The organism is Burkholderia sp. HI2500, from assembly GCF_002223055.1.
GTDB lineage: Bacteria > Pseudomonadota > Gammaproteobacteria > Burkholderiales > Burkholderiaceae > Burkholderia.
In genome coordinates, this window is record NZ_NKFL01000004.1 from 138,279 (window position 1) to 151,149 (window position 12,871).

9 protein-coding genes and 1 other RNA gene are annotated in these 12,871 nt (G+C 67.0%); 5 read left to right on the forward strand and 5 right to left on the reverse strand.

The features are described 5' to 3' along the window. Positions 1-28 precede the first annotated feature (28 nt). A complete protein-coding gene (locus tag CFB45_RS03185; protein WP_089424496.1) occupies positions 29-5,287 on the reverse strand; it encodes an autotransporter outer membrane beta-barrel domain-containing protein in 5,259 nt (1,752 codons plus the stop codon). A 635-nt stretch (positions 5,288-5,922) separates the two neighbouring features. Beyond that, complete coding sequence (locus CFB45_RS03190; protein ID WP_089424497.1) at positions 5,923-6,834, reverse strand: class II glutamine amidotransferase; 912 nt, start codon at positions 6,832-6,834, stop codon at positions 5,923-5,925. 205 nt (positions 6,835-7,039) lie between these two features. On the opposite strand from CFB45_RS03190, the gene pyrC reads away from it, so the two are divergent. Next, positions 7,040-8,104: a dihydroorotase gene (pyrC, locus tag CFB45_RS03195; protein WP_011350953.1), complete on the forward strand. Its 1,065-nt coding sequence runs from the start codon at positions 7,040-7,042 to the stop codon at positions 8,102-8,104. Positions 8,105-8,172: 68 nt separating this feature from the next. Beyond that, positions 8,173-8,584: RNase P RNA component class A (gene rnpB / locus CFB45_RS03200), an RNA gene on the forward strand. 70 nt (positions 8,585-8,654) lie between these two features. Here the strand turns inward: rnpB and CFB45_RS03205 are convergent. After that, complete coding sequence (locus CFB45_RS03205) at positions 8,655-9,119, reverse strand: OsmC family protein (protein WP_172625585.1); 465 nt, start codon at positions 9,117-9,119, stop codon at positions 8,655-8,657. 417 nt (positions 9,120-9,536) lie between these two features. After that, entirely contained in the window at positions 9,537-9,845 is a 309-nt protein-coding gene (locus CFB45_RS03210; RefSeq protein ID WP_089424498.1) for a DUF1090 family protein, read from the reverse strand. Positions 9,846-10,156: 311 nt separating this feature from the next. On the opposite strand from CFB45_RS03210, the gene rplM reads away from it, so the two are divergent. From rplM to erpA, 3 genes are all read left to right on the forward strand, one after another. After that, complete coding sequence (rplM, locus tag CFB45_RS03215; protein ID WP_009687896.1) at positions 10,157-10,585, forward strand: 50S ribosomal protein L13; 429 nt, start codon at positions 10,157-10,159, stop codon at positions 10,583-10,585. Positions 10,586-10,596: 11 nt separating this feature from the next. Continuing rightward, on the forward strand, positions 10,597-10,989 hold the full coding sequence (gene rpsI / locus CFB45_RS03220) for a 30S ribosomal protein S9 (RefSeq protein ID WP_011883283.1): 393 nt from the start codon (positions 10,597-10,599) through the stop codon (positions 10,987-10,989). Positions 10,990-11,207: 218 nt separating this feature from the next. Continuing rightward, complete coding sequence (erpA, locus tag CFB45_RS03225; protein WP_011350956.1) at positions 11,208-11,579, forward strand: iron-sulfur cluster insertion protein ErpA; 372 nt, start codon at positions 11,208-11,210, stop codon at positions 11,577-11,579. Positions 11,580-11,692: 113 nt separating this feature from the next. Here the strand turns inward: erpA and CFB45_RS03230 are convergent, their stop codons facing one another. After that, positions 11,693-12,841 (reverse strand): anhydro-N-acetylmuramic acid kinase, encoded by a 1,149-nt coding sequence (locus CFB45_RS03230; protein ID WP_089424499.1) that lies wholly within the window; start codon positions 12,839-12,841, stop codon positions 11,693-11,695. Positions 12,842-12,871 lie beyond the last annotated feature (30 nt).

The window sequence follows — 12,871 nt, forward strand, 5'->3', positions numbered from 1 at the left end:
TCGTCCGCCGTTACGCGAGTGCGCGCCGTTACCAGCTGTAGCGGTAGCCGACCTGCCCGACGATGCCGCGCCGGTAGTCGCCGCCGATGTTGCGCGCGATCTTCGCGTTCGCGTACAGCTCGCCCGACTTGCCGAAGCCCGCGGTCACGCCGACGCCGAGTTCGTACCACGTGCGGCCGAGATGCGTCGCGAACGGCGTGCCGCCGACGACGGTCTGGCCCGGCGATACGAAGTCGTGCAGCACGTCGGCCGTGAAGTACGGCGTGGCGGCGCCGCCGCCCGAATCCGACTGGAGGTTCGGCCGGAAGATGCGCACGCCGACGCGTCCGCGCAGCGCGTTCGTCGTCGTACCCGATACCGCCGAGACGTTGTCGTTGAACCCGTTCAGCTTCAAGTACTGGTACATGAGCTGCGCCTGCGGCTCGACCGCGACCGGCAGCGCGCCGATCGCGAACGGCTTGCCGACTTCCTGCGACAGTGCGATGCCGAAGCCGTTCTGCGACGCCTCGTTGCCATAGCTGTCGCGATAGCGGTTGCCGTAGTGCGTGACCTGACCGACGCTGTCGAAGTACGTGCCGTCGGACAGGTACTTCGTCCAGTAGCCGCCGATGCTCTGTGCGTGCATCTCGACCGAGCCCGTCGACGTCGACAGGTTGGCCGTCTCGGCGCGCGCCATGTCGCTGAAGCTCGCGTTCGACACGCCGATGCTGGCCGTCACGCCCGCATGCGTGCTGCCGCCGCCGTTCGGTGCCTGGTCGAGCGTCCAGTCCTTGCCGAATTGCGCGAAGAACGTGCGCTCGTCTGCCGAGAAGCGCCCCGCGTTTGCGTCGAGGCTCTGGCCGCCGATGCGCCCCCACACGCCGTCGCGATTGCCCGGCTGCTGCTTTTCGAGGTTGTAGATGTCGCCGACGCGCTCGTGCAGCTTGCCGAGTGTGGAGAAGCCGTAGTCGGCGTTGAGCAGCGGCGTGAGGGCATAGCCCGAGACCCCGGGGCGATACGCGAGCGTGCCGCCGTTGCCATTCCCGTTGTTGCCGCGGTCACCGCCGCCGGACGGGTGGATCGGGTCGCCGGGGTCCGACGGATCGAGTTGCGACCGCAGGTACCAGCCGTTCGCGTCACCTTGTCCGCCGCGATAGAGCCGGTATTCGTATGCGCCTGCCTGCACGGGGCCCGCGAGCTGGAATGCCGACGCGGTGGTCGTACCGCCGTTGGCCGTGACGACCACCGGAATCCCGTCGCCCCTCGTCTGCGCGCCGGTGCCGGCCGTGTTGGCGATCTTCAGGCCCGTCGTGCCGCTCGCGGTGCCGCCGTTCACGATCACCCGATCGGTCGGCGAGGCATCGGCGCCGAGGAACGTGTTGAGCGCGATCGTGCCGCCGTTGCCGACGTAGCTGCCGGTGGTCAGCGTCTTGTAGCTGCCCGCGAGCGTCGGCGAACCGGTCGGTGCGGCGAATGCGACGAGGCCCGCGTTGTTCAGGCTGCTCAGGACCGAGCTGCCCGTCATGCGCCACGTGCTGGTGTTGTCGACGGACAGTGCGACCGGGTCGATCTTGCCGGTCAGCGTCGTGCCGTTCGCGAGGAACACGTTGCCGGTGCTCGACGCGTCGGAGACGATGTCGCCGGCCAGGTTCACGGCCGATGCGGTGAAGGTGGCGCGGTTGCCGTTCGACAGGTCGAGCAGCGTGCCGTTGCCAGCCGTCACGACCGTGCCGTTGCGCACGGCGATGTCGGCCGTGCCGCCGCGCACGGCGAAAGCCGGCCCGGTGACGGACGTGACGCTGCCGCCGTCGACGAGCACGGAGTTCGTTGCGCCGTTTGCGAGCGTATCGGACGTCAGCACGCCGGCCGTCGCACCCTTGAGCGCCGTGCCGGTCAGCGCGAGCACGCCGCCGCTGTCGGCGGTGGCGCCGTTGCCGGCGGCGCTGGCGATCGTCGAGCCCGTATCGCCGATGCGGCCGCCGTTTTGCGCGACGAGGCCGTCGGACGTCGCGCCCGACGTGGTGATCTTCGCGCCCGACAGCAGCGCGGTCGCGCCGCCGGTCGTCACGATCGCGGCCGAACCCGCGCCGGTCGTCGCGACGGTCGTACCGTTGGCCGCCAGCGTCGAATCCGCCCCCGACACGAAGAAGCCGTGTGCGTTGTCGCCGCTGGTGCGGACGACGGTCGCTGCATCGGTCGCGATGCGCGCGCCGGCTCCCGTCGACGACAGGCCGTCGGCGCCACGGCCGGTCGTGCCGATCTGCGTGCCGGCCAGCGCGATCGTCGCGTTCGTCCCCTGGTTGTCGATCCCCTTGCCCGAGCCGCCGACCGCGATCGATGTCGCGCCGGCTGCCAGCCCGCCGCCCGTCACGGTCGAGTCGATCAGCACGCCGTCGGCGCTGCCGTTCGCGATCACGGTGCCGGCGCCCGACAGCGCGACCGATGCGCCGGCGCCCGTCAGGTGGACGCCCGCGATGCCGTCGTCGGCTTCGATCGAACCGGCGTTGGCGAGCGTTGCCGACGCCCCCTGGACGAGCGCGCCGGTGCCGTCGGATACGCGGATCGTCGACGCGTTGTTCACCGTGCCGAGCGTGCCGATCACGACGCCGGTCGAGCCGGCGCCCGTCAGCAGCACCGTGTCGCGGTTCTCGAGCGTGCCGAGGTTCTGCGCGACGAAGCCGGTGACACCGGCCGTCGATGACGTGACCGCGGCGTGGTTGGTGAGCGTCGTGGCGACCGGTGCGCCGGCATTGGCGCCGGCGAGGTCGTGCGCCTGGCCGTCGACGACGCCGGCGATCGCACCGGCCGCGTTCAGGTTGATCGTCGCGCCCGCGTCGATCGTGCCTTGTGCGCCGCCTTCGATCGCGATCGCGATGCCGTTCGCGCCGTTGACGTTGTAGGTCGCGTTGCCGGTCGACAGCACGGTGCCGGCGTCGGTCGCGAGCACGCCGTGCGCGCGCTGGCCGTTGACGTCGGTCGTCAGCGCGCCGGCCGTCGACGTGCCCGTGTAGGCCGCGCCGCCCGCGACGCGGAACAGCGTCGAATCGTCGGTGTCGACGCTCAGGTGCTGCGCGGCGACGTTGATCTTCGAGCCCGCGCCATACGCGTAGAAGCCGATCTGGTTGGCGCCCGACATGAAGGCCGGCACGGCATTGGCGCCGACGTTGATCGTCGCGCCCGAGCGTGCATGCACGCCGATCGCGCCGGTGCCCGTCAGGTTGAGCGCGCCGTCGAGCGTGGCCGTGGCGCGCGGCCCTTCGGCCCACACGCCGTAGTTACGCGTGCTCGAGGCCGGATCGAGGCCGCCGGCGACGTTGATCGTGCCGCTCGACAGCGCGGACGTTGCCTGCGCACCGGTGCCGACGACCATGATGCCGATGCCGTTGACGCCATTCAGCGTGATGGTGCCGGTGTTGGTCACGGTCGCGGCCGTGTTGGCCGCGAGCATGCCGACGTTGGCGAGCGGCGTGCCGGACGCCGCGCCGTTGACGACGATCGCGCCCGCGTTGGTCAGCGTGCCGGACGCCGAGCCGATGCTCGCCAGCGCGGCGCCGTTCTGCGTCTGCGAGCCGATCACGATCGTGCCGAGGTTGCTCGCGGTGCCGGAATTGCCGAGCAGGATGCCGTATGCGTGCGCGGCGAGTGCGACGTCGCTTGCCGTTCCGCCGGGCGCGTACTGCGCCGAGCGGCCGAGGGTGATCGTGCCGCCCGCTTCGTTCGTGAAGCTGCCGCCATCGACGAGGCCGCCGATCACCTGGCTGTCGAGCGTCGTCGCATTGACGCCGACATTGATCGTGCCGGCGTTCGACGCGGTCGCGCCGCCTGTCACGGCGACCGCGTAGTTCTGCAGGTCCGGCTGGTTGCCGTCGAGCGTCCACGCGCCGACGTTCATCACGCCGTGGTTGACGAACGACGTGCCCGCGCCATTCGCAAACACGCCGTTGCCTTCGGTGTACGCGTGGTAGCCGAAGTTGTTCGGCGGCGCGCTGCCGCTCGTGTCGAAGTCGTCGCCGGACGCGTACCCGGACGAGATCACGCCGTTGTTGACGCCGCTTGCGCCGCTCAGCAGGCGCACCAGCGTGAAGTCGCCCGACAGGCGCCCGTCGTTGATGAAGTGCGCGCCGTTTTCCGCGAGGACGGCCGAGCTCGAGTCGATCGTGTTGACGCCGCGGAAGTCGATCTGGCCGTCCTTGCCGATCTGCAGTGTCGCGTTCGCGCCCGTGCCGTGCATCGCCGACAGGAAACCGATCGGCAGCGTGTTCTTGTCGCCCGGGGACACGTTGTTCTGATACTGGAAGGATTGCTGCGAGAACGTGACGGCCTGGCCGAGCGCGCTGTCGTAGGCGGCCTGCGAGCCGAGCGCGCCGCTTTGCACCGAGCGCACGAGAAAGTCGTTGTACGCGGCGAGCGATGCGGCGTCGGTGACCTTCCACGTGCTGCCGTCGAATGCGGTGAAGGTGCCCGCGTAGGCCGGCACGTCGAGCTGGCGGCTGCCGACGGCGCCGCCGTCCGCAAGATAGTCGCCGGTGGTGAACCGGACCTGGTTGCGCGAGTTCCAGGTGACGGTGCTTTTCGCGGCGCCCGTGCCGTCCGCGAAGGTCAGGTCGGTCTGCTTCGCCGCCATCTCGATCGCGTTGCCGGCCGCATCGGGCGCGTTCGCCGCATTGCCGATCGACACGTTGAGCGTGCCGCCGGTGGCGGCGACGGTGCCGATGCGCGTGTTCACGTACTGATCGCCGTTCACGTCGTGGTAGACGGGTACCGGGGTCGTGCCGGCCGTCGACGCGGAGAACGCGGACGAATCGTAGGTCGCGACCGACGTGCGGGTGCCGGTGATCGAGTCGGGTGTGCTGACGCTGTGCGTCTTGCCGCCGAGCGACAGCAGCGGCTGGTTCGGGTTGCCCGACACGATGGTCGTGCTGCCGATCGGCGTGAGCGTGTAGCCCGGGTCGCCGCCGGCGCCGGCCCACGCGCCCGACACGCCGATGGTGTCGCCGCCCGAGACGGTGGCGGAGCCTGCCAGGTTGTCGTTGACGGTCGGGCTGAAACTGCCGGGTGCGCAGGTGCCGCCGTTCGCGACGGCCGTGCCGCCGCAGGTCGAGGCATGCGCGGCGCCGGCCGACAGCGCGGCCAGCGCAACGCCGGCTACCGCGATGCGAAGCGAGGTCCGGCATGTTGCCGCGTGTGCGGCGCGGCGGCTCGCGCAGGAAGCGCTGCGCGAACGCTTGCCGCGCGCCCGTGTCGTTTCCGCAACCGCGACCCAGCAGCCGGTGGTCTCGCTCCATATCGATCGAAATGAATGATTCACGACAAGCCCCTCTCTCTTCTTTTGATGTGGTTTTCACCGCGGCGCAGTGAAATCGCAATCCGCGGTGGAGAATGGCGTGAATGGGTGTGCGGCGGCCGTGGCCGTTTCTCCGCGAATCGCAATTCGTTACACCGAGGATGGGCGGAGTCTATTGATCGGGCGCGTGATCGATTGTCGGGAAGCTAACAAATGCGGCAATCTTGTCGATTGCATCCGCTATTTTTGTATTGTGTGATGAATCGAACTGAAGGCCTTGTTGCACAAGGCTTTGGTGGATTTGAGCGATGCGAATCGGCGATTGCCGGCTCGGTGAGGTGGCGCACGGTGTGCGCCGGATTGGTGCGTTAAAATGCGGTTGCCGGATTATCTGAAGTCCGGTGCCATATTTTATTTTTTTATATCTGAATTGATTTTATTGAAAATAAATTAAATCTGAATGAAGTGTTGCGCGGCGTCGCTTCGAAATGCCGGATTGTGATCCGGATGAAACGCAGTCGGCGCTGGCGTGGGCGATCTGTTCCGACGGTGAACAACATCAACTGAATCGTGGGCGCGTGAAGCCGCCGCCGCGATCGGGCACGGCGGGCCGTCGACGTGCCGAGGTGAAAGGAGGAGGGCGCTTGCGCGCCGGACGCTCAGAAGTCGATCGCGTCGTCGGAATCGACTTCGGCGGCGGTGGCGAGCACCTCGCGCGTATCGCGCGGCGCCGATGCCGACGCGTCGAGCGCCGGATTGCGCAGCTTCTCGAGCACGCGTTCCGGCACCGGGATCCGCATCCGCGCGGCGACGTCGCCGCACTGGAACATGATCAGCTCGCCCGGCTCGAACGCGGTCCAGACTTCGTTGTCGGTGAGCGGCTGCGTCGCGATCACCGCGACGCGATCCTCGGGCGTCGTGTATTTCGCGAAGTCGATCGACAGGTCTTCGTCGACGAGGTGCGCGGTCGAGAACGGCCAGCGCCGCACGAGGTAGTGCAGCCGCGTCGAGCAATGCGCGAACAGCGCCTGGCCGTTCGACATCAGGAAGTTGAACACGCCGTGATCGGTGATGCCGCGCGTCAGCTCGCCGACGCGCTCGAACAGTTCGGGCAACGGCGGCTGCGCGCCGGGGAACGCTTCACGCAGCCCCTGCATCAGCACGCAGAACGCCTGTTCGCTGTCGGTCGTGCCGACCGGATGGTAGACGCTGCCGTCCATGTCCGGGGCGTAGTCCTGCAGGTCGCCGTTGTGCGCGAAGATCCAGTGCCGGCCCCACAGCTCGCGCATGAACGGATGGCTGTTCTCCAGCAGGATGTGGCCTTGCGTCGCCTTGCGGATGTGCGCGATCGTGTTCTTGGACTTGATCGGGTAGCGCTTCACCATTTCGGCGATCGGCGACGTGGCCGAGGCCTGGTGATCGATGAACAGGCGGCAGGCCTTATCTTCGAAGAACGCGATGCCCCAGCCGTCGGCATGGTGATCGGTGAGCCCGCCCCGGGCCGCGAAACCTGTGAAGGAGAATGTGACGTCCGTCGGCGCGGCGCAGTTCATTCCTAAGAGTTGGCACATTTTACTTGGGGCAGCAGGCTGAGGCGGGGGGTAACGAACCGGGCGAACCCCGGTACAATGCGGCTTCTAGCATATCACCGAGCCCTGAGCGGTAAAAAGCGGATTCCGCCGGCCGAAGGCCCCGTGTTGCGGTTTGCCGTCAGTCGGCCCGCGCACGCGCGTTCCGGCCCCGCCGATGGCCAGCCCGTTCCTCACGACGCCTCCTATGACTGCCTCGAACGCTTCCTCCCCGGCGACGCTCTCGCTCGCCCGTCCCGACGACTGGCACCTTCACCTGCGCGACGGCGACATGCTGGCCGCCGTGCTGCCGCACACCGCGCGCCAGTTCGGCCGCGCGATCGTCATGCCGAACCTGAAGCCGCCGGTGACGACCACCGCGCAGGCGCAGGCCTATCGCGAGCGCATCCTGGCCGCGCTGCCGGCCGGAATGACGTTCGAACCGCTGATGACGCTGTACCTGACCGACAACACGCCGCCCGACGAGATCCGCCGCGCGCGCGAAAGCGGCTTCGTGCACGGCGTGAAGCTGTATCCGGCGGGCGCGACGACGAATTCCGACCACGGGGTCACCGATCTCGCGAAATGCGCGAAGACGCTCGAGGCGATGCAGGAAACCGGCATGCCGCTGCTCGTGCACGGCGAGGTGACCGATGCGTCGATCGACCTGTTCGACCGCGAGAAGGTCTTCATCGACCGCGTGATGACGCCGCTGCGCCGCGATTTCCCGGGCCTGAAGGTCGTGTTCGAGCACATCACGACGAAGGACGCGGCCGACTACGTGCGCGACGCCGACGCGGCGCCCGGCCTGCTCGGCGCGACGATCACCGCGCATCACCTGCTGTACAACCGCAACGCGTTGTTCGTCGGCGGGATTCGCCCGCATTACTACTGCCTGCCGGTGCTGAAGCGCGAGACGCATCGCGTCGCGCTGGTCGAGGCCGCGACGTCGGGCAACCCGCGCTTCTTCCTCGGCACCGACAGCGCGCCGCATGCGCGCGACGCGAAGGAAACCGCGTGCGGCTGCGCGGGCTGCTACACGGCGCTGCACGCGCTCGAACTGTATGCGGAAGCGTTCGACACCGCCGGCGCGCTCGACAAGCTGGAAGGCTTCGCGAGCTTCTTCGGCGCCGATTTCTACGGGCTGCCGCGCAGCGCCGAGACCGTCACGCTGCGTCGCGAGGCATGGGAACTGCCGCGCGAGATCTTCGCGGGCGATACACCCGTCGTGCCGCTGCGCGGCGGCGAGACGATCGGCTGGAAGCTGGCGTAAGCCACCGCGCCGTCGCGCGAACCCGGCCCCATGCGGCCTGCGGCGCGCAGTGCTAGAATGCGCGTCGCAAAGCAGGCTAGGCAGTCGCGGCCTCGCCGCCTTCGGGCGCGCGGGGGCGAGGAAAGTCCGGACTCCACAGGGCAGGGTGATGGCTAACGGCCATCCGTGGCGACACGCGGAACAGGGCAACAGAAAGCAAACCGCCGATGGCCCGGCGCAAGCCGGGATCAGGTAAGGGTGAAACGGTGCGGTAAGAGCGCACCGCGGCGACGGCGACGTTCGCCGGCACGGTAACCTCCACCCGGAGCAATTCCAAGTAGGCAGGCGCGCATTTTCGGATGCAGGACGGGGCCCCCGTCTCGTCTGCGGGTAGGAAGCTTGAGCGCGTCAGCAATGGCGCGCCTAGAGGAATGGCTGCCACGCGTTGCGTGCTTCGGCGCGCAGCGTGCACAGAATCCGGCTTATCGGCCTGCTTTGCGGTTCGAATGCGAAAGGGCCGGCGTCTCCCCGCGGAGCGCCGGCCCTTTTTTCATGCGCGCTCGCCGTGCGTTCAGCCGGCGACGATGTCGAACGAATGCGTGAGTTCGGCCGTCTTCGCGATCATGATCGACGCGGAGCAATACTTGTCGTGCGACAGGTTGATCGCGCGTTCGACCGTGGACGGGTTCAGGTTGCGCCCGGTGACGGTGAAGTGGAAGTGCACCTTCGTGAACACCTTCGGATCTTCGCTCGCGCGCTCGGCCTTCAGCGTGACCGAGCAGCCGCTGACTTCCTGGCGGCTCTTCTTCAGGATCAGCACGACGTCATAGGCCGTGCAGCCGCCGGTGCCGAGCAGCACCATTTCCATCGGGCGCGGCGCGAGGTTGTGGCCGCCGCCTTCGGGCGCGCCATCCATCGTGACGAGGTGGCCGCTGCCGGTCTCGGCGGAAAACGCCATGCCGTCCTGGCCCATCCAGCTTACTTTGCATTCCATGCTTGCACTCCAGCGTTGCCTGATTCGGATTCGATCCGGCATTGTAGCCCGCTGCGCAACGGACGGCTGATGCGCTGCACGACGCGCAATGCCGGCGCCGCACGAGCGACGCGCCGGACAGCCATTTCCCCCTCGGATTTAGGGGTTTTGCTCTAGAAGCGGGGCGTTTTCGAGACTGCCAGACGGGATCAGGTGATTGATTTCAAAGGAAAAATGATTTTTTCAAACGAGATGCGAAATATTCCGCATTATGGTGTTTGATTTCGCAATGCAAATTTTCTTGTGAAGTCGGCGACGCATTCGTATAATGAGCCTCATTGGTTGTCGCGCTGCGGCAACCTCCGAATGTCTCCTCCACCCTCCTCCTATGGTGGATTGAGCCCGAACCAGCCGTTCGGGCTTTTTTTCGTCCCATGCAAACATCAGCGCGCGGCTTGCGCGCCTCGCATCCCGGCATCGTTATGCCGGTTGCTTTGCGTCCGACTGTGACGTCGCGCCGCCGGGCGCCGTGCCGGGCGTGCGTGTGTCAGGTGCAGGAACGTGGACGGCCGACGCATGACCATGGCCGCGCGCGCAGAAGTGCCGGACGCGCTCGCGCACCGCGCGCAGGCGGGCGACGCGATCCTCGGCATGGGCGGCGCGGGCTTCGGTAATGCGGGTATCGAGTGCGTCGAGCTTGGCTTCGCAGTCGGTGCGGGCGGCGACGGCAGGCGCCGCGGCGGCCAGCAGCGCGGCCGCAAGGAAGGGCGTAAGTCGTTGATTCATCATGCTTGTTTGTTGTTTTCCAGATTCGGCCGGTCTGGCGCGGGATGGTCATGTGCCGCGCGTCGATGGGTGCCTCCCCGGGCGCTCGGTTCGCCTGGCTTGTCGGGGCACGAACGGATTTTGGCCCATTTCGGCCGCCGTGGACACGGGAAGTGGATTCCCTTTGACCGCGTTGCCGTATTTCCTTTATAATTCAGGGCTTTTCCGCATTCATGCCCACGGAAAAAGAACAGGGAGAGCCTGCACCGCGCCTCGAAGCGCACACAGACAAGCAGGAAGAACACACCGGGCTAAGCAATTTTTTTGGATCGATCATGAAGACGTTTTCCGCAAAAGCCCATGAGGTGACGCGCGAATGGTACGTGATTGACGCGACGGATAAGGTTCTCGGCCGTGTTGCCAGCGAAGTGGCACGCCGTCTGCGCGGCAAGCACAAGCCTGAGTTCACCCCGCACGTCGACACTGGTGATTTCATCATCATCATCAACGCAAGCAAGTTGAAGGTCACGGGCAACAAGACTCTGGACAAGAAGTACTACCGTCACTCGGGCTACCCGGGCGGTATCTATGAAACGACGTTCGGCAAGATGCAAGAACGCTTCCCGGGCCGCGCGCTCGAGAAAGCGGTCAAGGGCATGCTGCCGAAGGGCCCGCTCGGCTACGCGATGATCAAGAAGCTGAAGGTCTACGCTGAAGCTACGCATCCGCATTCGGCGCAACAGCCGAAGGCGCTCGAGATCTAAGGGGAGCCCACATGATCGGTAACTGGAACTACGGTACGGGCCGCCGCAAGAGCGCAGTCGCACGTGTCTTCATCAAGGCTGGCAAGGGCGACATCATCGTCAACGGCAAGCCCATCGCTGACTACTTCTCGCGCGAAACGTCGCTGATGATCGTGCGTCAACCGCTGGAACTCACGAACCACGGCCAGACGTTCGACATCAAGGTCAACGTCAACGGCGGCGGCGAAACGGGTCAGGCAGGTGCAGTGCGCCACGGCATCACCCGTGCACTGATCGACTACGATGCGACGCTGAAGCCGTCGCTGTCGAACGCAGGCTTCGTCACGCGCGATGCACGTGAAGTCGAGCGTAAGAAGGTTGGTCTGCGCAAGGCACGTCGCGCAAAGCAGTTCTCGAAGCGTTAATTCCGCTTCATGGCCTCGCCGCTCCCGGGCGGCGTCCGCCGGAAAAACCGCCAGCGTTCGCGCTGGCGGTTTTTTTATGTCCGCTTCCAGGCGCGTGCCGTCGCGGCCCGCGCGGGCGAGTTTGACGAAATCGACAAGAACCTATTGATTTCATGGACTTCAGCACGATCTTCTGATCGGCCCTACAATAGCGGCTAAAGCTTTTTGGAGAGTTCGCAATGAACGCTGTTACCGAATCCGCAGCAACGACGGCCGAAATGCCGGTTCCGTTCGTCTTCACCGACGCCGCAGCCGACAAGGTCAAGCAACTGATCGACGAAGAGGGCAATCCCGACCTGAAGCTGCGCGTGTTCGTGCAGGGCGGCGGCTGCTCCGGCTTCCAGTATGGCTTCACGTTCGACGAGGAAGTCAACGAGGACGACACCGTGATGAACAAGAACGGCGTCCAGCTCCTGATCGACTCGATGAGCTACCAGTACCTGGTCGGCGCTGAGATCGACTACAAGGACGACCTCAACGGCGCCCAGTTCGTGATCAAGAACCCGAACGCGAGCACCACCTGCGGGTGCGGCTCGTCGTTCTCGGTCTGAGCACACGGCAGATCCGATCCGGTTCGCCGGAATGAAAAACGGGGCTTCATGCCCCGTTTTTTTATGCCCGTTCGCTTTGGCGATGCGGCGCCCGCCGTGCGGCAGGCGCCGCGTCAGCGCGGATAGAGCGCGCCCAGCACGCGATTGCCGGCTGCGCCCGTGACCGTCGCGAGATTGCCGGGCTGGCGCGCGGTGAAGCGGTACGCGAGCCACGCGAAGGCGAGCGCCTCGACCTGCTGCGGCGGCACGCCGAGCGCGGCCGTCGTATCGACCGTGGCCGGCACGCCGGCCTCGCGCAGTGCGTTCCGGAGCGCGTCGAGCAGCACCGGATTGCGTGCGCCGCCGCCGCAGACGAACACGGCCTTGCAGCCCGCTGCGTGCTGCGCGATCTCGCGTGCGACCGACACGGCCGTGAGCGCGGTAAGGGTCGCCTGCACGTCCTCCGGCGTGATCTGCGCGAACGCGGTGAGCTTCGCGTCGAGCCATGCGGGATTGAACAGGTCGCGCCCGGTGCTTTTCGGCGGCGGTGCGGCGAAATACGGCTCGTCGAGCAGCGCGTCGAGCAGCGGCGCGTGGACGGTGCCGCGCGCGGCGAACTTGCCGCCGTCGTCGTACGGCTTGCCGAGATGGCGGGTCGCCCATTCGTCGAGCAGCGCGTTCGCGGGGCCGCAGTCGAAGCCGCGCACGTCGCCGCCTTCGCCGGGCAGGATCGTGATGTTGCTGATCCCGCCGAGATTGCAGACGACGCGCGTTTCGCCCGGCGCGCCGAACACCGTCGCATGGAAGGCCGGCGCGAGCGGCGCGCCATGGCCGCCCGCGGCGACGTCGCGGCTGCGGAAATCGGCGATCACGTCGAGCTGGGTCAGCTCGGCGAGCAGCGCCGGGTTGTTGATCTGCCGCGTATAGCCGCGCTCGGGGCGATGGCGCACGGTCTGGCCGTGCACGCCGATCGCGCGGATTTCGTCGCGCGACAGCCCGGCGGTGCGCTGCAATTCGTGGCAGCACACCGCATAGCGCGCGACCAGCGCGTTCGCCGCGAGCGATTCGCGGTCGATTTCATCGTCGCCGGGCTGCTGCAGCGCGAACAGCGCGTCGCGCAGCGATTGCGCGAAGCCGACGAACGCTTCCGCGAGCACGACCGGTGCCTTGCCGGCCTCGAAACGCACGGCGACGCCATCGACGCCGTCCATGCTGGTTCCCGACATCAGCCCGAAGTAGATGCCGTCGGCCGGATGGGCATGTTGCGGCTGTCGTTGCGGCACGTTGGGTTCTCCTGGATCGTGCGACGCGGG

What these genes read in the sequence shown, in the direction of transcription:
- CFB45_RS03190 (WP_089424497.1), bottom strand. Translation starts at nt 6,834, where the DNA reads ATGTGCCAACTCTTAGGAATGAACTGCGCCGCGCCGACGGACGTCACA.
- pyrC (WP_011350953.1), top strand. Translation starts at nt 7,040, where the DNA reads ATGACTGCCTCGAACGCTTCCTCCCCGGCGACGCTCTCGCTCGCCCGT.
- CFB45_RS03205 (WP_172625585.1), bottom strand. Translation starts at nt 9,119, where the DNA reads ATGCCGGATCGAATCCGAATCAGGCAACGCTGGAGTGCAAGCATGGAA.
- CFB45_RS03210 (WP_089424498.1), bottom strand. Translation starts at nt 9,845, where the DNA reads ATGATGAATCAACGACTTACGCCCTTCCTTGCGGCCGCGCTGCTGGCC.
- rplM (WP_009687896.1), top strand. Translation starts at nt 10,157, where the DNA reads ATGAAGACGTTTTCCGCAAAAGCCCATGAGGTGACGCGCGAATGGTAC.
- rpsI (WP_011883283.1), top strand. Translation starts at nt 10,597, where the DNA reads ATGATCGGTAACTGGAACTACGGTACGGGCCGCCGCAAGAGCGCAGTC.
- erpA (WP_011350956.1), top strand. Translation starts at nt 11,208, where the DNA reads ATGAACGCTGTTACCGAATCCGCAGCAACGACGGCCGAAATGCCGGTT.